The sequence below is a fragment of the Salinimicrobium catena genome (genome assembly GCF_900102915.1).
In the GTDB taxonomy this organism is placed as follows: Bacteria; Bacteroidota; Bacteroidia; order Flavobacteriales; family Flavobacteriaceae; genus Salinimicrobium; species Salinimicrobium catena.
Genome location: NZ_FNGG01000002.1, coordinates 555,798 through 574,044, shown reverse-complemented (window position 1 = coordinate 574,044; position 18,247 = coordinate 555,798). Strand labels below are relative to the sequence as shown.

Here is an 18,247-nt window from a genome sequence, read left to right as displayed (position 1 = left end):
GGTTTTAAATTCTATTCTTTTTGGCTTTTCTTCCTGTAAACCAGGCAACCAACGTTAAAAACATTCCCGTAAACATCATGTAGGCGCCGGTTTCGGGATAGGAATGTGCTGTAAAGTTCAAAATTCTTTCAGAGCCTAAAAGCGGCGGCTTATAGCTCAATGGATTTCCTTCGGCATCGGTAAGTTTGATGATGGCTTTAGGGTCCAGGTCTGTACCGTACTCCAGCAGCCAGCTGTTGAAGTCATACATTCCTAACAATCCCAGGATCGCCATTAGAACCAGCCAGGCTAAAAACCAGTTTGGGCTTATCTTTCCGAAGAAACCTAAAGCTCCCAGGAGAATACCAAGGCCGGCCATTCCGCCAATCACGAGTGGAAAAACATTAAATTCCCACATTTCTGAGGGTTTAGGGATCTTTTTCATCCCAATATAGTGATTGATCCCGTCAATGTTCTGGATGTCAAATTCTTCCTCGCCTTCAATCCCCGCAATATAGATATCCATCCCAAGAGGGTCTGGATACTGAGGGGCTTCAAGGCGTATATTCCATAACGGATATAAGAAGAGCCCGAGCAACAAAGCAGAACCAATGACCATTAAGATTCCAGATAGTTTCATATTAAAACTTTTTTTAGAAAAGAAAGCGGGTAGTTTACCCAACCCGCTTTCTTGTAAATGAAGAGTTACATTATTAACTAATTAAACATACTACTCTCCGTCCAGCGTCCATTTAAGCGGTACATTGGAATTTTTTCCGGATACTCTCACGTATCCCTGCATTTCCTGGTGAAGCGCAGAACAGAAATCTGTACAATAGAATGGCCAAACTCCTTCTTTCTTAGGTTCCCAGGTAACTGTTTTGGTTTGTCCCGGCATGATCAACAACTCTGAAGTGTTCGCACCGATCATTGCAAAGCCGTGTGGTACATCAAAATCCTGCTCAAGGTTGGTCACGTGGAAGTAAACTTTATCGCCCACTTTAATTCCCTCAAGGTTATCTGGAGAGAAGTGGCTTCTTACAGTGGTCATGTAGATGTGTACTTCGTTTCCATTACGTACCATTTTAGTATCGTCTTCGCTTAGTGCAGCGTACTCGTGCTTGTTCTCATCCAAACGATAGATCTTTCTGGAATTCGCTTTCACCTTATCAGCAGAGATACCGGCCGCGTAGTGAGGCTCCCCGTGAGTTGGGAAATCCAGAAGCAGTTCCATTTTGTCACCAGAGATGTCATACAACTGTGCAGAGTGCTCTAATTCAGGACCTGTTGGCAGGTAACGGTCTTTGGTGATCTTGTTCATGGAGATAAGGTATTTACCTTCAGGTTTTCTCGAGTTACCTCCAGGGATCATCAAGTGACCTACAGAGTAATAACTTGGCTGTCTGTCCAGTACTTCCCAGGTTCCTAATTTCCACTTCACAACTTCAGAAGAGATGAAGAAAGTGGTGTAAGCGTTTCCTTGTCCGTCAAACTCAGTGTGCAGTGGTCCAAGACCTCCTTCTTTAACAGTTCCTGCCAAAGTAGATTCAAAGTTAAGGATAGGAATGCCGTATGCTTCTCCGTCGAATTCTTTGTTTTCGATGGCTTTCAGCATTTTAGAGAAAGAGTGAACGGTAAGGTCTGTAGAAAGTTTTCCGTTACCCACTATATATTCTCCAGAAGGATCTACATCACAACCGTGTGGAGATTTAGGAGTAGGCATAAAGTATACAGCTCCTTCCACGTCTCTTGGATCAACTGTAAGCACTTTGTTCATCATGGTAGAAGTGGCAGTATGCGTTTCGTGGTCATACACGTTATGGGCATACTCAGCATCGATCTCTTCACCTCCGCCATTGGCTACATATTCCTGGATCTTTTTCCAGTTCACGGCAGCAATGAAATCCTTGTCATTTTGAGAAGCATTCACCTCCTGTAGGGTATGGGCTTCTTCAGTATTGTAGGTGGTGAAGAAGAACCATCCGTGAGAATCCCCACGCCCTGGGTGAGAAAGGTCATAGTTGAAACCTGGCATTTTCAGCTGGAAATCGATCTTCATGTGGCCTTCATCGTCAACAGCGATAAAAGTAAGAGGGCCTTTGAAGTTACCTTTCATATTCTCAATAGCCACATCTTCCTGAGGATAAGGAACAGAGAAACGGGTACCTGCCACAACATACTCGGTATTTTCGGTCACGAAAGAAGAAGAGTGGTTTCCTGCACTGTGCGGAACTTCAATGATCTCTTCGGTCTCAAACGTCTCCAGGCTAATACGGGCGATCCTCGGGGTGTTGTTCTCATTGATGAAAACCCAGCGACCATCTGTCTCTCCATTTGTTTGGGAAATATCAGGGTGGTGAGAATCTCCCCAGGGCACAAATCCGAAGGAAGTGTTCAGCATTGGTTTTGTTTCTTCAGAATAACCATATCCTGAAGTTGGGAACTGAGAGAATACAGGGATCTCCTTAAGCATCCTTCCTGAAGGAAGTCCGTACACCGTAAGGTTACCGCTATAACCACCTGAAATGAATGCGTAGAATTCATCGTGTTCACCCGGTGCTACATAAACCCTTTCTGCAGCGTTGGAGGCCATGGCACCACCTGTTTTACTTTGCTTGGTCTTGGTGTCATCCTCTCCGCAACTTATCATTAGCAGAGACAGAAGGGTAATTGATAAAAAAGAACTTATTTTTTTCATTGGTTTGTAATTATTTATTTTTTGGTAAAATGACTGCATCTACAATATGTACCCATCCATTGCTGGCTTTTACGGTACCTAAAATCCTGGCTTCCCCAACAAGAATATCCTCTCCATCGCGGCTCACTTCCACATTCTCCCCAGAGGCCATGTAAAGAGTACGCCCTTTTTTAATGTTCTTCTCAAGCATATCAATAGGATAGTTACTTGGAGCAACATGATTGGTAAGGATATAAGCAAGCTTTTCTTTGTTTTCGGGCTTTAGAAGGTCTTCTACGGTTCCTTCGGGTAACGCATCAAAAGCTGCATTGGTAGGAGCAAAAACTGTTAACGGACCAACATTAACCAAAGCATTTTGAACTTCGGCAGCTTCAACTGCGGTTACCAGGGTAGTGTGGTCTTCTGAACCCAGTGCGATGCGAAGAGCGTTTGGAGTTTCACTTTCGTCTTCAATATATGCCTGTCCTTTGTTCGATTCCACCTGTACGCTTTCTTCTTCAGTAGATGAAGTAGCTTCTGCAGAGGTAGCGTTATCCTTACAGGATGTTAAAAGAAGGGATGCGGCAATAGCAAGACCCATGAAGATTTGAATTGTTTTCATAAATATTTGGATTTGATTAGTTCACGCCGGTCATGATAGAGAAGGGGAGTTTAATTTTCTGTATCGTATTGTCTGAAATATTCAAGAATAGCTCGTGCTTCTTCTTCAGAAAGGCCCTGGTTTGCCATCACGGCCATGTTTGATTCTACCAGGAGCTTCTTAGCGATAGGATCTTCCTTGATCATCTGTTCAGGGTTAAGGATCATGTTCATGATCCATTCTGGTGAACGCCTCTCTGTAACATCGGCTAAAGCTGGACCAATGAATTTTTTATCCATTTTGTGACAAGCAGAGCACATGTTCTTGAACAGGTCGGCACCCTTAGTGGCCATGGCAGCATCTATGTCACCAAGCTCCACAGATTTTACAGGGCCGATCCCTTTATTGTCCATAGCATCTGCTTCGGCAGTGGTGGTTACTGCTTCTTCTACTGTTTCTTTTCTTTGCTCTGGCTGTTCGGTTAATTTGATCTTTTCTTTTTCTTCCTTTTCTCCACATCCAATTGCAAGGAAGATTAGAAAAACTGCGAAAATTTTAAATGTTAATTTCATGATAATGGTTATTAATGTTATGCTGCAAAATTACGATATTTAAATTAATAAAAGATAAAAGGGTCTTTAAATATTTTTTAACTTGTATTGTGAATCGCATGAGCTTTATTAAGACAAAAGTATCCTAATACCATTTCAGAAATTATGACCAACATCAGTATTTGCTATATTTGCGCTATTCCGTGCTCAGGAAGGGTAGTGGAAGTCCAATTTTAAAACCACCAGTATGCTGTCAAGTTCCAGTAAGTATGCTATCAATGCCGTGTTATATCTGGCGGTGAATGCGAGTGTAGATAAAAAGATCAGGGCCACCGAAATTGCAGAGGCTATAGGGGTACCATCCCCATTTTTGTCAAAGCTCTTACAGATCTTGTCAAGAGAGCGTAAACTTTCCTCTTCTAAAGGTCCAAAAGGAGGATTTTATCTAACCGATGAAGAAAAGCAACTTCATTTAATAGAGGTGGTGAAAAGTATAGACGGGGTAGACCGCCTGGAAGATTGTGTATTAGGACTTAAGAAATGCAGTTCTGAACAGCCTTGTCCGGTTCATTTCGCTGTACAGCCGTTTAAGAACAAATTCTTACAGGAGCTTGAGGAAAATACGATAGAACATTTTGCCGAAAAAGTAAAAAAGGGAGAGGCCTATTTATTCATATAGTACCTCTCCCTGAATCGTCCTTTTAAAACTATTTTATGAGATCATGGCGAAGGTCTGTTTCGCGATCTCCAACTCCTCATTGGTTGGTATCACCAGAACCTTTACTTTAGAATCCAGTTTAGAGATCTCCCTGTTTTCTTTAGAGCGCTCATCGTTCTTTTCAAGGTCAAGTTCAATTCCCAGGTAGTCCATGTCGCTGCAAACCAGTTTCCTTATCACATTGCTGTTTTCTCCGATCCCCGCAGTGAAAACCACAGCGTCAAGTCCGTTCATCGCGGCTGCATAGGCGCCAATATATTTTTTTATCCTGTAAGCATTCATGTCGAGGGCAAGCTGGCATTCGCGGTTGCCTTTTTCGGCTTGCTCTTCAATGTCCCTAAGATCGCTGTAACCGGTCAACCCAAGCATCCCGCTTTTATGGTGCAGCAGGTCGCTCACTTCTTTCGCCGTATACCCCAGCTGTTCGATAAGGTAAAAGATCACCGACTGGTCTATATCGCCGCTTCGGGTTCCCATAATGAGTCCGTTCACCGGGCCAAAACCAAGGGAATGGTCCACACTTTTGCCATTTTTGACAGCCGTGATACTACATCCGTTTCCAAGATGGACGGTGATGAGTTTGGAATTTGCCTTAGAAAGCATTTCCGTGGCCTTTTCTGAAACGTACTTATGGCTGGTACCGTGAAAACCGTAAACCTGGATATGATGTTTTTCGTAGAATTCATTGGGGATGGCATACCTGTTTGCTTCGGAAGGAATGCTTTGGTGAAATGCAGTGTCAAATACCGCTACCTGTTTGGCTTGCGGGAAGATCTCTTCGGCAACTTCTATTCCGTTCAGGTTAGGCGGATTGTGAAGTGGCGCCAGCGAAAAAAGCTCTTTTACGGTAGCTTTTACTTTCTCGTCTATCACCACAGTATCAGAAAACGCATCCCCCCCGTGCACCACCCGGTGCCCGATGGCGGGAATTTCTGAAGGATCACTGATCACACCATTTTCGGGATCCATGAGATATTTGGTCACTTTTTTCAATGCTACGGAATGGTTTTTTACCTGCATTTCTTCGGAAGTGGAGAATTTTTCAGATTTATAGTGAACTTTCCCCGTCTCCAGACCTATGCGTTCTACAAGGCCTGATGCCAATACCTTCTCTGAAGGCATTTCGATCAACTGAAATTTTAAAGATGAACTTCCTGAATTTATTACTAATATGTTTTTCATTTCATTTTTTTGTTTCTGAATAAACCTTTCAAAAAAGACATTTTCAGCATCTTATTTAAACCTTAAATCTTAAACCTTAGACGTTTAATTAAATTCCCTGCGCCTGGATAGCCGTTAGGATCACGGTGTTGAAAACGTCATCTACGGTACAGCCACGGCTTAGGTCGTTGACCGGTTTGTTAAGTCCTTGCAGCATAGGTCCAATAGCCAAAGCTCCTGTTTCCCTTTGTACTGCCTTGTAAGTATTGTTTCCGGTGTTAAGATCGGGGAAGATCAGTACACTGGCCTGTCCTGCAACTTCAGAGTCGGGTAATTTGCTTTTCCCCACATTAAGGTCAACAGCGGCATCATACTGAATGGGGCCTTCGATCTTAAGGTCCGGACGTTTTCTTTTCACAATTTCGGTGGCTTCCCTTACACGGTCAACATCTTCACCTTTTCCAGAACTTCCGGAAGAGTAGGAAAGCATCGCGATCTTAGGTTCAATTCCAAAAGCCTTACTGCTTTCGGCCGAAGAGATACAGATCTCGGCGAGTTCTTCCGCAGTAGGATTAGGATTGATCGCGCAATCACCAAATACAGAAACCCTGTCTTCCAGGCACATGAAGAAAACCGATGAAACTACAGAAACCCCCGGTTTGGTCTTGATGAACTGTAGGGCAGGGCGAATGGTATGCTGGGTAGTATGGGCCGCACCAGAAACCATTCCGTCTGCATGACCTTTGTAGATCATCATGGTTCCAAAATAGGAAACATCGCTCATTAGATCTCTCGCGATATCCATATTGATGTTCTTGTGCTTGCGCAATTCATAGAAGGTCTTCACGTAATCATCAAAGTACACAGAAGTGGTGGGGTTGATGATCTCCAGCTTGTCAAAGTCCATTGGAAGGGCAAGCTTCTGGATCTTTTTCCTGATGGTTTCCTCATCTCCTAAAATGGTAAGGTCAACCAGGTCCATTTCCAGCAGGCGTGAAGCAGCTGTAAGTATTCTGTCATCTGTACCTTCCGGCAGAACGATATGCTTCTTTTCCTGTTGCGCCCTTTTGATGAGGCTGTACTGGAACATCCGTGGCGTGATTCCGCGTGGCTGGAAGTTCACAAACCTTTCAATTAAAGGATCTATGGAAATATATTTCTCAAAAGTGCTTACAGAGGTCTCTATCTTCTGGGTGCTGTCAGCATAAATATTCGATTTTATTGCGCCCACTTTGTTGGTGACATTAAAGGTTCCGTCCTCAACAGAAATGATGGGTACCACCTGCGAAAGCCCCTCTATGAGTTTGATAATGGAGTCTTCGGGAACCAGCCCTCCGGTGAGGATTATTCCCGAAATGCGCGGATAGTTAGAGGAAATATTGGCCTGTAAAGCTCCCAAAATTATGTCTGCCCTGTCTCCCGGGGTGATCACCAAACTTTCATTTTTGAGGTGTTTCAGGTAATTGCGAAGCTGCATGGCTCCCACGTTGAAACTACCCGACTGGTTATCCAGGAATTCTGCTCCAAATAGGATCTTTCCGTCAAGGGCTTCAGTAATTTCCTTAAGGGTTGGATTGCCAAGGGTGTCGATGAGGGGAATGGCAAAAACCGCCACATCGTCGGGCAGGAATTCACGCATGCCATTGGTGGCGATAGGCAGGTTGTCCAACTCTATTTTATTGCTTACCATGGCCAGAACACGTACATCCCGATTCACAAAGGTCTGATAAGCCATTTGCATGCTGCCCATCAAAGCTTCTTTGGTTTTACCTTTTCCGCTGGCGATGATGATCACCGGTAATCCCAGGTTCTTGGCGATAAGTACGTTTTCATCAAACTCAAAAACGCTGCCTTCTCCCGAAAAATCACTTCCTTCTACCAGTACAAAATCAAAGCTGTCTTCCAGTTTTTTGTATTTCCTGATGATGGTATCCAGGATCTCACCGCTTTTTCCTTCATTCTTCTTTTGAATGACCTCGCTACGGGTGTAGGCGAAAGTGTCTTCATAATCAAGCTTGAGGTCAAAATATTTAAGAACCGTATCGATGTGATTATCCCTTTTTCCCGGTTTGGTATCCCCAATGATCGGACGGAAGTAACCAACCTTAACTGTTTTTCCCAATAAGGCCCTCATGAGGCCGAGGGTGATAAGAGATTTTCCGCTGTGCGGCTCTAAAGTAGCAATATATAGTCCTTTGTTCATAATCTTGAATTCTGATACAAAAGTATAGCTATTTCAAAAGTTAGCGGACAGTACCGGGTTAAAAAATGGTGAAATCTGATGAAGATCAGCAGGAGGAAAAGGCGAAAACCATTTCGCTAATTTTGAGCAGTAGAAAGCTATAGGCCGGCCTTCTGTGGTTCGCGTTCTACCTTCTTCAATTTCCCTTCAGGCCTGATAAAAGCTGTAGATACCCGTGGTCTTCTGGAGGCTCCTTTAAGATAGAAGAACCCAATGGTTCCCGCAATGACCGAGGCCAGTAAGATACCTATCTTGGCCTGGGTCATAAATAATTCGTCCTCAAAGGCCAGTTCTGTGATGAACAGGGACATGGTAAAACCTATCGCGCCCAAAAAACCGATTCCGTAGATGTGTTTCCAGGTAACTTCCGTAGGCAGTTCAGAGATCTTCAATGAGACCATGAGCCTGGTGAAAAGGACGATCCCAATGAATTTACCGGCAATAAGCCCCAGAACAACTCCAATGGTCACGGGGTTGAAAATGGCATTAAATGAACCTGTATCTATGGTCACTCCCGCATTGGCAAAGGCGAATAAAGGAAGTACGACAAAACTCACGAACGGGTAAAGTGCATGTTCCAGGCGCTGCAACGGGGGAGTGGCGTCCTGTGCCAGGGAAGTGAACTTTTCAATGCTGCTGATCACATCTTCTTCAGTTTCCTCTTCCTCCTCTTTTACGGAACGAATGTACTTATTTCTTACCTCGTTGGTAAGCCATCTGACCTTCCGAAGAAAAACCGGAGTATTGATCTTTTTGGAATTAGGAATGGTGAAAGCCACCAAAACAGCAGCGATCGTGGCATGAACGCCCGAGAGCATAATGGCCATCCACAAGCCTCCAATTCCCATAATGGCATAGAACCAGGTGCTCCTGATGCCCATTTGGTTGGCGGTCATCAATATTAGAAGAAAGAAACCGGCTAAAACCAGGTTTTCAATGGCAAGGTCGGCAGTATAAAAGAGGGCGATCACCAAAACCGCACCCATATCGTCTACAATGGCGATGGCAGTAAGGAAGACTTTTAAGGATAACGGCACTCTTTTGCCCAGTAGGAACAGGATCCCAAGGGCAAAGGCGATATCTGTGGCCATGGGAATTCCCCATCCAGAAATAGATCCGGTTCCGGTATTAAAGCCAAAATAAATGAGGGCAGGAAAGATCATTCCTCCCAGGGCGGCGGCAATAGGCAAAACCGCTCCGCGAACACTGGCCAGGTGGCCGTCTATGATCTCTCTTTTTAACTCCAGACCCACCATGAAAAAGAAAATGGACATGAGTCCGTCATTGATCCAGTGAAGCAGGCTTTTTTCAAGTTCTAGGTCATTAATACCTATATAAAGGTGTTGTTCCCAGAATTCGTGATAAAGGCTGCGCCAGGGAGAATTGGCAAAGAGGACGGCCAGGGTCGCCGAAAAAATAAGCAGCAAACCCACAGAGGTTTGTTTTTCTATGAAGTTCTTGATAGGGAGCAGCAGATAGACATCCAGGCCAGATTTTCTCATCTTCTTGTATGGTTAATTCATTTTTATATAATGTTTTCCCGAAAATTCCTCTTTTTAGCCCAACAATTTAACCGTAACCCGAAGAAGAAAATATGACAACGGTCAGCCGGAAAGTTTTTTCCGTAAATTGAGAAGGTTATGAAAGATCTTTTTTCAACAGGCGCAGAGCAGTACGCGCAGTTCAGGCCACGCTATCCTGAAGAACTCTTTGAATTCCTGGAGAGCATTCTTACGGAGAAGAATATAGTATGGGATTGTGCTACCGGAAACGGACAGGTAGCAGCTTCTCTCTCAGGCTTTATGCAGCAGGTGGAAGCCACCGATATCAGCCGCCAGCAATTGCAAAATGCGATAAAGAAACCGAACATCAGGTATTCTGTACAACCGGCCGAAAACACCGATTTTCCTAAAGACTTTTTTGACCTGGTTACCGTTGCCCAGGCAGTGCACTGGTTTAATATGGACAGATTTTTCAGTGAAGTTAAAAGAGTGTTGAAACCTTCGGGGGTATTAGCTGTTATTGGTTACTCCCTTTTCCGAAGCAATGCCGGAACAGATAAGATCATTGATCATTTTTACCAAAAAATTATTGGTTCCTATTGGGATGAGGAACGAAGATACCTGGAGGAGCGGTACCAGACCATCCCTTTTCCTTTTAAAGAAATCCCGGCACCTGAGTTAATTATAAATGAGGAGTGGTCTTTTGAACGATTAACAGGGTATTTAAGAACCTGGTCTGCTGTCAAACATTACAAAGAGAAAAATGGAAAAGACCCGGTAAGTCTAATAGAAAGTATCCTTTTTGAAGAGTTTGGTGAGAGAGGTGTGGTGGAGTTTCCGCTCCTGCTGCGACTAGGAAAAAAAGAGGCGTAAAAAGAATGAACTTTAAACGCCTCAGGTGTAGGGTATATGGAGTGTTTTTAAGAGAAACCAGCCCTACTTCTCTTTTCTCTTCCGGAAATTACTTCGGTTCAGGCTCCTCATTTTCAGTTTTTCTGATCATGTATCTTTCCTCGATAACACTGTCTGTTTCCTTATCATATCTCAATGTCCTGAAGTTGCCTATGGAATCGAATCTTCCGAAGGAAACATCCTCATTAATGGTAGAGGTCATGATATACAGCCCGTCATCGGTAGTACGCCGAAGGTCGCCAAAATCAACCTCTTCTTCGTCCTGCAGTTTTTTTATGTGGATACGACCCTGTTCAGGAGAGAAGGTGAATTCCTGTTTTTCAAGAGTATAACCGGCAGGTTCACGCAATTTGAAATAAGGAAGACCTTTCTGGTTTAGAGAATCGGTTCCCGAATTTACCTGAGCAAAGCCCGAAGTAAAGAATAAAAGAGAAAGTAGGATTAGAATGGGTTTCATAAATACTGTTTTTCAGGTATTTATAAAAGTAGCCCTATCTACTGTTAAGTCCTGATAAAGCTACGTTACAATTTTCCTAAAGCTGATTTGAAAAATGCCAAAATCGTTGGTTTTCAATATGGGATGACGGGTGTCTTTTTTCTCGATACTTATCATTATCTTTGCAGCCGCAAAAAACAGCAGCAAATCTTATTTTATGAAAGCCGGAATTGTAGGATTACCCAACGTAGGAAAATCAACCTTATTCAATTGTTTGTCCAATGCCAAGGCACAGAGCGCAAACTTCCCATTTTGTACCATTGAGCCTAACATTGGAGTGGTAAATGTTCCTGACAGAAGGCTGGAAAAGCTGGAAAGCCTGGTGCATCCTGAGCGGGTACTGCCTGCGACCGTAGAAATAGTGGATATCGCAGGGCTTGTGAAAGGAGCTAGTAAAGGAGAAGGGCTTGGAAACCAGTTTTTGGGTAACATTCGCGAGACAGATGCCATTCTGCATGTGCTGCGCTGTTTTCAAAATGATAATATCGTACACGTTGACGGTTCTATTGATCCCGTGCGGGACAAGGAAACCATTGATATGGAATTGCAGCTGAAGGACCTTGAAACAGCCGAAAAGAAGCTTGACAAAGTAAAACGCGCCGCAAAAACCGGAAATAAGGAAGCCCAGAAAGAAGAGGCTGCCCTGCTTAAAGTAAAGCAAGGTCTGGAAGCAGGTATCTCTGTTAGGGCCATTGATCTTACCGAGGCTGAAAGGGAAGAATTCATAAAACCTTTACAGTTTATCACAGACAAACCGGTGATGTATGTATGTAATGTCAACGAATCTGACGCGGTCTCAGGAAATGAGTACGTAGAGCAGGTAAAAGAAGCTGTGAAAGGCGAAGGGGCAGAGGTACTGGTACTTGCTGTGGGGACCGAGGCTGATATTACAGAACTTGAAGATTACGAGGAGCGCCAAATGTTCCTTCAGGATATAGGGCTGGATGAACCGGGATCTGCCAAACTTATTCGCGGGGCATATAAACTGCTTAACCTGCAAACCTATTTTACAGCCGGGGTGAAAGAGGTTCGCGCCTGGACCATTCCGGTGGGAGCTACTGCGCCACAGGCAGCAGGTGTCATTCATACCGATTTTGAAAAAGGATTTATTCGGGCTGAAGTAATAGCCTATGACGATTATGTTTCTTTAGGAAGTGAGGCGAAGGTGAAAGAAGCCGGAAAAATGAGGGTTGAAGGAAAGGAGTATATCGTGAAAGATGGAGATGTGATGCACTTCAGATTCAACGTTTAACTGAAAATTCTTCCGGGGAATTGAATGTCCCCGAATCTTTTTTACTTCAGTTTCCAAATTCTCTTCTTCGGAGAGGTTTTTGGGGCGCCGAAGAGTTTTTCCGCAGAAACATCTGAAGGGTATTTCTTACACACTCTAAATGAGGTGCTCCCGAATTTTTGTGAAACATTTGTTAATTATTTTGTGAGTGGAAGGTTTCAACTTTTTGTTGGAAACCTTATATTAGCCACATAACCGCAGGAAAAACCTATGAGCGAAGAAACAAAATATACCGAGGACAATATACGGTCCCTCGATTGGAAGGAGCATATTAGAATGCGTCCCGGAATGTATATTGGGAAACTTGGTGACGGCTCCAGCGCCGATGACGGGATCTATATCCTGTTAAAGGAAGTCATCGATAACTGTATCGATGAATTTGTTATGGGAGCAGGGAAGACCATTGAGATCTCTGTTCAGAATCAAAAAGTGATCGTACGGGATTACGGCCGCGGAATTCCTTTAGGAAAGGTAGTGGACGTGGTTTCTAAAATGAATACCGGGGGGAAATACGATACCCGGGCCTTTAAGAAATCTGTCGGTCTTAACGGGGTAGGTACCAAGGCGGTGAATGCTCTCTCATCCAGCTTTAGAGTAGAGTCTACCAGGGATGGCAAATCGAAGTCGGCTGAGTTTGAAAAAGGAAACCTGGTGAACGAGGAGGAACTTTCGGAAACTTCCAGGAGGCGGGGTACCAAGGTTTCTTTTACTCCGGATGAGCTGATCTTTAAACATTATAAATTCCGGTCTGAGTATATTGAAAAAATGCTCAAGAACTATGTGTACCTTAATCCGGGGTTGACCATAGTTTACAATGGAGAAAAATTCTATTCCGAGAATGGTCTTGCCGATCTCTTGGCGGACAGCATTAATGAGGAAGACCGGTTATATCCTATCATTCACCTGAGAGGTGATGATATCGAAGTAGCTATTACGCACAGCAAAACCCAGTACAGTGAAGAATATCACTCTTTCGTCAACGGGCAGAACACTTCCCAGGGAGGTACCCATCAATCTGCTTTTCGTGAGGCCCTGGTGAAAACCGTAAGAGAATTCTACGGAAAGAATTTTGAGGCGAGCGATGTTAGAAAGTCTGTAGTTTCCGCCATTAGTATAAAAGTGATGGAACCGGTTTTTGAGAGTCAGACGAAAACCAAGCTGGGTTCTACAGATATGGGTGGTAACCTGCCTACGGTGCGTACCTACATCAATGATTTTCTAAAGACGCATTTAGATAACTATTTGCATAAGAATCCTGAGACCGCAGAATTGCTTCAACGCAAGATCCTGCAGGCCGAAAGGGAGCGAAAAGAGCTTTCCGGAATCAGGAAACTCGCAAAGGACAGGGCTAAAAAGGCCAGTCTGCACAACAAAAAATTGCGTGACTGCCGTATTCACCTGGGGGACAGTAAAAAGGAAAGGTATCTTGAAAGCACACTTTTCATCACCGAGGGAGACTCCGCGAGTGGATCTATCACCAAATCGCGGGATGTGAATACCCAGGCGGTGTTCAGTTTGCGTGGAAAACCGCTGAATTCCTACGGAATGTCCAAAAAGATCGTGTACGAGAACGAGGAATTCAACCTCCTTCAGGCGGCTTTAAATATTGAAGAGTCCATGGAAGACCTTCGGTATAACAACATTGTGATCGCCACCGATGCCGACGTGGATGGAATGCACATCAGGCTCTTGCTGATCACTTTCTTTTTGCAGTTCTTTCCTGAATTGATCAAGGAAAACCATTTGTATATCCTGCAAACTCCATTATTCCGTGTAAGAAACAAAAAAGAGACCATTTACTGCTATAGCGAATATGAAAGACAGCAGGCGGTGGCAAAGCTTTCGGGTAAACCCGAGATCACCCGATTTAAGGGGCTGGGGGAAATATCGCCTGATGAGTTCAAGCATTTCATTGGCGAGGATATCAGATTAGATCCGGTAATGCTGGATAAAGATATGTCTATAGAGGAGCTGTTGAATTTTTATATGGGAAAAAATACGCCCGACAGGCAGGAGTTCATCATTGACAATTTGAAAGTAGAACTTGACCTGGTAGAGGAATAGGATGAAATTCAAGAATAAAAAGGAGACAAAGATCGTCCCTTCAATATATATTATTGTGGTAGCGGTGTTCATTACCAATACTTTCGCATCTATAGAATTGAAGTACGACGATGTCCCTTTTAATTACAATAGCTTAATTCCCAGTGCTGTTGCGCTCCTGGTAGGTGTTTACGTTTTTATTGTGGGCAGGTCATTTGAATTTGATAGTGACGGCGAGGCCGTGATATTTAAGAGCAGTGGGCTATTGCTATCCAATTTTTTGCGCTATCGCGATCAACGAACAGAAGTGCCTAAATCAAAGTTGCAGGGATACAGGGTGGAAAATTATTTTTTTTACAAAAGACTGCACATTTTCATCAATTCTAGAAACAGGAAAGGATTTCGTCATTATAAATACAACATCACTTTATTGACCGGGAATAAGACCCGGGCTTTAAAATTATCTCTGGATAAGGTGATCGAAAAAAACAAAGCAAAGGCTTAAATGGAGAACGAAAATCAAAAAGATCCTCAAGAGGAACAGTTTGAGCAAAACCAGGAGCTGCAAGGGGAAGGCCAGGAGGTTCTAACCCGGGTTACCGGCATGTATAAAGACTGGTTTTTAGATTATGCTTCTTATGTGATCCTGGAAAGGGCGGTTCCGGCTATTGAAGACGGATTCAAACCTGTACAGCGCAGGATCATGCATTCCATGAAAGACCTGGATGATGGTCGTTACAACAAGGTGGCCAATATTGTGGGGCATACCATGCAGTACCATCCGCACGGAGATGCCAGTATTGGGGACGCCATGGTGCAGGTGGGGCAAAAGGACCTGCTGATAGATACCCAGGGAAACTGGGGGAACATTTTGACAGGGGACGGAGCAGCTGCCGCGCGTTATATTGAGGCGAGATTGTCAAAATTCGCCCTTGATGTGGTCTATAACCCAAAGATCACAGAATGGCAGCTTTCTTATGACGGAAGAAAAAAAGAACCGGTAAACCTTCCGGTAATGTTCCCGCTTTTGCTTGCCCAGGGTGCCGAAGGTATTGCCGTTGGATTGAGTACGAAGATCCTGCCTCATAATTTTCACGAATTGATCGAGGCGAGCATCAAACACCTGCAGGGGAAAAAATTCAAGTTATTTCCAGATTTTGCGACAGGGGGAATTGCCGACATCACCAACTACAATGACGGGATGCGTGGTGGCCGTGTGAGGGTACGCGCAAAAATTTCTCAGCTTGATAAGAACACTCTGGTAATAAAGGAGATACCCTTTAGCACCAACACCTCTACTTTAATTGATTCTATCCTTAAAGCCAACGAAAAAGGAAAGATCAAGATCAAGAGAATTGAGGATAATACTTCCAGCGAAGTAGAGATCCTTATCCACTTACCAGGAAATATTTCTCCCGACAAAACGATCGATGCCCTATATGCTTTTACGAATTGTGAAGTATCAATATCGCCGCTAAGCTGTGTCATTATTGACAATAAACCTGCGTTTTTAGGGGTTTCCGAAATTTTGCGAAGATCAACAGATCACACGGTTGAGCTTCTAAAAAGTGACCTGGAGATCAAACTTGAGGAATTTCAGGAGCAGTGGCATTTCGCTTCGCTCGAGAGGATCTTTATTGAAAACAGGATCTATCGTGATATAGAAGAAGAAGAATCCTGGGAAGGGGTGATCAAAGCCATTGATAAAGGATTACAGCCGCACATCACACATCTTAAGCGAGCGGTGACCGAAGAAGATATTGTTCGCCTTACAGAAATAAGGATCAAACGTATTTCAAAGTTTGATTTAGATAAGGCACAGCAAAAGATTGAAGCTCTGGAAGGTGAGATCGCGCAGATCAAACATCATCTGGATAATCTGGTAGAGTATGCAATAGCTTATTTCAAGCGCCTGAAGAAAGATTACGGCGCAGGAAAAGAAAGAAAAACAGAGCTTAGATTATTCGAAGATATAGAAGCCACCAAGGTGGTAATTCGCAACACCAAGTTGTATGTGAACAGGAAGGAAGGTTTCGTGGGAACTTCTCTTAAGAGGGACGAATACGTTACCGACTGTTCAGATATTGATGATGTCATTTGCTTTACGAAAGAAGGTAAAATGATGGTGACCAAGGTCGATACCAAAACCTTTATCGGGAAAGATATCATACACGTCGCCATTTTTAAGAAAAAAGACAAAAGAACCATTTATAACCTTATTTATAAGGATGGGAAAGGCGGGGCTTCTTACATCAAGCGTTTTGCCGTTACTTCCATTACGCGAGATCGGGAGTACGATGTGACCCAGGGTAAAAAAGGTTCAGAAATATCCTATTTTTCAGCAAATCCAAACGGGGAGGCCGAAGTGGTGATGGTTTACCTTAGACAGGTGGGAAGTATCAAAAAACTAAAATTTGATGTGGATTTTGCCGATATGGCCATTAAAGGCCGTGGGGTAAAAGGAAATATTGTCACCAAATATCCGGTAAAACGTATTGAACTGAAGGAGGAAGGGGTTTCCACTTTAAAACCACGCCGAATCTGGTTTGATGAGACAGTGAAAAGGTTGAATGTTGATGAAAGAGGAGAGCTGCTGGGAGAATTCAAAGGAGAAGATCGTCTTTTGATCATTACCCAAAACGGAATTGCCAAAACGATCAAACCTGAGCTTACCACCAGGTTTGATGAAGATATTGTGGTGCTGGAGAAATGGGTTCCAAAAAAGCCCATCTCGGCCATTTATTGGGAAGCCGAAAAAGAACGTTTCTATGTGAAGCGTTTCCTGATAGAAAATGAAGAAAAAGAAGAGAATTTCATAGGAGACAATCCGAAGTCGTATCTCGAAATTGTTTCTACAGATTATTTGCCGGTAGCCGAAGTGGTATACTCAAAAATAAGGGGTAAAGACCAGAAACCAAACGACACTGTTGAACTTGAAGAATTTATTTCGGTAAAAGGAATTAAGGCTCTTGGAAATCAGCTTACTACAGACAAGGTAAAACAGATAAATCTGCTCGACCCGAAACCTTATGTGGAGCCTGAAGAGACAAGGCCAGAGGAGATGGAGGTAGTGGAAGAAGAGGCTGTAGAAAACACTGCTTCCGAAGAGAAAAAAGCAAATTCTCCTGATTTTTCCGAAGGAAAGATCAACAAGAAAACAACCGAAACAGACAAGGCGCAGATCAAGCTTTTTGATGAGTAATGGGATTGTTCAAGGAATTTAAGGAGTTTGCCGTAAAGGGCAACATGATAGACATGGCGGTTGGGATCATCATTGGAACAGCCTTTAACAAGGTGGTAGATGTTCTGGTGAAGCAGGTGATCATGCCTCCCTTGTCCATGTTGACAGCCGGAATAAATTACGCTGACAGAAAGTACGTGCTCAGAGAGGCCGCTCCCGAATTGGACGGTAGTCCGGCAGTTGAGGAAGTGGCGGTAGGCTATGGAATGCTGATCGAGGTGCTGATCGATTTTCTGGTAATAGGGTTTACTGTTTTCCTGGTGGTGAAGTTCATGAACCGGTTCAGGAGAAAAGCAGAAGATCCTAACAATAAGACCGTGGCACCGGCAAGGAATGTCCAACTCCTGGAAAACATCAATAAATTGATAGAGGAGCAGAATGACCTGCTCAGAAAAAAATAATTTTCTCTTCGGAAAAGATCTAGAGTAATTTTACTCCACTTTCACAGCCGTACCCCGCTGTTTTTGCGTTTCCCCTACCAAACCATATTCAAAAGTATAAGAATTGCCTTTAGTGGTGAGGATCTTCATATGAATGGGTTTCTCTTCGGCACGATTCTTTGGATTCTTATTTTTAACCAGGTATTCGCAGTCATTGATCCAGCGAACTGTAGAAGTATCTGCTTTGCCGCGGAAATAATCGATTTCAATACTGTCATTTCTCACAAACCGGGTCTTGACTAGTTCTCCATTCAAATAGGATTCAAACTCGAAGGTACCGGTCTTAAAATCGCTGCAGTTTCTTTCCGGCTGATAACAGGAAGTGAAACTCAGCAAAAGAAGCAATATAATGTAGGCATGTCGCATACTGCAAATTAAAGCCTTTTTTGGATC

At 43.6% G+C, this 18,247-nt stretch carries 16 protein-coding genes; 7 read left to right on the top strand and 9 right to left on the bottom strand.

Going from position 1 to position 18,247, the window contains the following annotated elements; genetic code table 11:
- Positions 1–4: 4 nt before the first annotated feature.
- The 4 genes from BLS64_RS07115 to BLS64_RS07100 all read right to left on the bottom strand — a co-directional run bounded on the left by BLS64_RS07115 (position 5) and on the right by BLS64_RS07100 (position 3,829).
- Positions 5–619 carry a hypothetical protein gene (locus BLS64_RS07115; RefSeq protein WP_093112806.1) on the bottom strand — a complete coding sequence of 205 codons (615 nt, stop codon included), beginning with the start codon at positions 617–619 and terminating at the stop codon, positions 5–7.
- A gap of 90 nt (positions 620–709) precedes the next feature.
- The gene (nosZ, locus tag BLS64_RS07110) at positions 710–2,677 is read right to left on the bottom strand and encodes a Sec-dependent nitrous-oxide reductase (RefSeq protein WP_176763442.1); all 1,968 of its coding nucleotides are present in this window, start codon (positions 2,675–2,677) and stop codon (positions 710–712) included.
- Positions 2,678–2,687: 10 nt separating this feature from the next.
- A complete protein-coding gene (locus tag BLS64_RS07105) occupies positions 2,688–3,278 on the bottom strand; it encodes a fasciclin domain-containing protein (protein WP_093112805.1) in 591 nt (196 codons plus the stop codon).
- Positions 3,279–3,328: 50 nt separating this feature from the next.
- Positions 3,329–3,829, bottom strand: a complete 501-nt coding sequence (locus tag BLS64_RS07100) for a c-type cytochrome (RefSeq protein WP_093112804.1) — start codon at positions 3,827–3,829, stop codon at positions 3,329–3,331.
- A 226-nt stretch (positions 3,830–4,055) separates the two neighbouring features.
- Here BLS64_RS07100 and BLS64_RS07095 point away from each other — a divergent pair, with 226 nt between their 5' ends.
- Complete coding sequence (locus tag BLS64_RS07095) at positions 4,056–4,487, top strand: RrF2 family transcriptional regulator (RefSeq protein WP_093112803.1); 432 nt, start codon at positions 4,056–4,058, stop codon at positions 4,485–4,487.
- Positions 4,488–4,520: 33 nt separating this feature from the next.
- Here the strand turns inward: BLS64_RS07095 and BLS64_RS07090 are convergent, their stop codons facing one another.
- The 3 genes from BLS64_RS07090 to nhaA form a co-directional block, all read right to left on the bottom strand.
- Positions 4,521–5,708, bottom strand: a complete 1,188-nt coding sequence (locus tag BLS64_RS07090; RefSeq protein WP_093112802.1) for an acetate/propionate family kinase — start codon at positions 5,706–5,708, stop codon at positions 4,521–4,523.
- Positions 5,709–5,796: 88 nt separating this feature from the next.
- On the bottom strand, positions 5,797–7,890 hold the full coding sequence (pta, locus tag BLS64_RS07085) for a phosphate acetyltransferase (RefSeq protein WP_093112801.1): 2,094 nt from the start codon (positions 7,888–7,890) through the stop codon (positions 5,797–5,799).
- Between the two features lie 137 nt (positions 7,891–8,027).
- Positions 8,028–9,431, bottom strand: coding sequence for a Na+/H+ antiporter NhaA (gene nhaA, locus BLS64_RS07080; RefSeq protein ID WP_093112800.1), 1,404 nt, complete (start codon positions 9,429–9,431; stop codon positions 8,028–8,030).
- Between the two features lie 138 nt (positions 9,432–9,569).
- On the opposite strand from nhaA, the gene BLS64_RS07075 reads away from it, so the two are divergent.
- Positions 9,570–10,304 (top strand): class I SAM-dependent methyltransferase, encoded by a 735-nt coding sequence (locus tag BLS64_RS07075; protein WP_093112799.1) that lies wholly within the window; start codon positions 9,570–9,572, stop codon positions 10,302–10,304.
- A gap of 88 nt (positions 10,305–10,392) precedes the next feature.
- Here the strand turns inward: BLS64_RS07075 and BLS64_RS07070 are convergent, their stop codons facing one another.
- Complete coding sequence (locus BLS64_RS07070) at positions 10,393–10,800, bottom strand: hypothetical protein (protein WP_093112798.1); 408 nt, start codon at positions 10,798–10,800, stop codon at positions 10,393–10,395.
- Between the two features lie 196 nt (positions 10,801–10,996).
- Here BLS64_RS07070 and ychF point away from each other — a divergent pair, with 196 nt between their 5' ends.
- The 5 genes from ychF (at position 10,997) to mscL (ending at position 17,815) form a co-directional block, all read left to right on the top strand.
- Positions 10,997–12,091 (top strand): redox-regulated ATPase YchF, encoded by a 1,095-nt coding sequence (gene ychF, locus BLS64_RS07065; protein ID WP_093112797.1) that lies wholly within the window; start codon positions 10,997–10,999, stop codon positions 12,089–12,091.
- A gap of 249 nt (positions 12,092–12,340) precedes the next feature.
- Positions 12,341–14,194: a DNA topoisomerase IV subunit B gene (locus BLS64_RS07060; protein ID WP_093112796.1), complete on the top strand. Its 1,854-nt coding sequence runs from the start codon at positions 12,341–12,343 to the stop codon at positions 14,192–14,194.
- Between the two features lies 1 nt (position 14,195).
- The gene (locus tag BLS64_RS07055) at positions 14,196–14,678 is read left to right on the top strand and encodes a hypothetical protein (protein ID WP_093112795.1); all 483 of its coding nucleotides are present in this window, start codon (positions 14,196–14,198) and stop codon (positions 14,676–14,678) included.
- Positions 14,679–17,375 (top strand): DNA gyrase/topoisomerase IV subunit A, encoded by a 2,697-nt coding sequence (locus BLS64_RS07050; RefSeq protein ID WP_093112794.1) that lies wholly within the window; start codon positions 14,679–14,681, stop codon positions 17,373–17,375.
- Positions 17,375–17,815 carry a large-conductance mechanosensitive channel protein MscL gene (gene mscL, locus BLS64_RS07045; protein ID WP_093112793.1) on the top strand — a complete coding sequence of 147 codons (441 nt, stop codon included), beginning with the start codon at positions 17,375–17,377 and terminating at the stop codon, positions 17,813–17,815. The genes BLS64_RS07050 and mscL overlap by 1 nt, the downstream gene beginning before the upstream one ends.
- 30 nt (positions 17,816–17,845) lie before the next feature.
- Here mscL and BLS64_RS07040 read toward each other — a convergent pair whose 3' ends face one another.
- Complete coding sequence (locus tag BLS64_RS07040; protein ID WP_093112962.1) at positions 17,846–18,220, bottom strand: DNA topoisomerase IV; 375 nt, start codon at positions 18,218–18,220, stop codon at positions 17,846–17,848.
- Positions 18,221–18,247 lie beyond the last annotated feature (27 nt).